Here is a 1,145-nt window from a genome sequence, read left to right as displayed (position 1 = left end):
ACCTGGAACAGCGGGTGGTGGGCCATGGAACGCTGCGGGCTGACGACCTCGACCAGACGCTCGAAGGGCACGTCCTGGTGCGCGTAAGCCGCCAGATCGATCTCACGGACCCGGGCCAGCAACTCCCGGACCGACGGATCACCCGACACATCCGTGCGCAGCACCAGCGTGTTCACGAAGAACCCGACCAGACCCTCCAGAGCCTGATCCGACCGACCCGCCACGACCGTGCCCAACGGCACATCCACACCGGCGCCCAAACGCGACAACAGCACAGCCACCGCGGCCTGCACCACCATGAACGGCGTCACCCCGCACTCACGGGCCACCGCCAGCAGACGACCGTGCAACTCCGCGTCAACAGCGAAATCGACCGCACCACCACGATAAGAAGCGACCGAAGGACGCAACCGATCCACAGGAAGCTCGATCAGCTCAGGCACACCCGCCAACGCGGCACGCCAGAACTCGATCTGCCGCCCCGCCACACTCGCCGGATCACCCTCATCACCCAACACCTCCGCCTGCCACAACGCGTAATCCGCGTACTGAACCGGCAACGGAGCCCAACCCGGCACCCCACCCCCGACCCGCGCCACATACGCAGCCGACAGATCATCCGCCAGCGGAGACAACGACCAGCCATCACTCACGATGTGATGCATCAACACCACCAGCACCGACGACCGCTCACCCACCCGCAGCAACGTCACCCGCAACGGCAACTCCACCGACAGATCGAACGCATACCCCGCGGCACCGTCCACAGCAGCGGCCAGCCCCTCCTCCGAGACCTCCACCACCTCCAGCACCACACCGGCATCCCCCACCGGCACCACCCGCTGATACGGCACACCGTCCACATCCGCGAACACCGTCCGCAGACTCTCGTGCCGCCCCACCACATCACCCAGCGCCAACTCCAACGCCCCCGCGTCCAGCTCACCCTCGAGCCTCAACACCAACGGAACGTTGTACGTCGCCGACGGCCCCTCCAACTCATGCAGGAACCACAACCGACGCTGCGCCGCCGACAACGGCACCCGCACAGGCCGCACCCCCGCCACCAACGCCCCACGCGCCACACCAGCACCCACCACACGCAACGCCAGACCCCCCACCGTCGGCGACTCGAACACCGCACG

1 protein-coding gene is annotated in these 1,145 nt (G+C 67.2%); it reads right to left on the bottom strand.

Annotated elements, in window-relative coordinates; genetic code table 11:
- Nucleotides 1-1,145: condensation domain-containing protein (locus IF19_RS0134255; RefSeq protein ID WP_030290313.1), on the bottom strand; the 1,145-nt coding region annotated here is incomplete at both ends.

Origin of the sequence: Streptomyces californicus, from assembly GCF_000717645.1 — a bacterium.
Lineage (GTDB): Bacteria > Actinomycetota > Actinomycetes > Streptomycetales > Streptomycetaceae > Streptomyces > Streptomyces californicus.
This window is presented reverse-complemented; position numbering and strand designations above follow the sequence as displayed.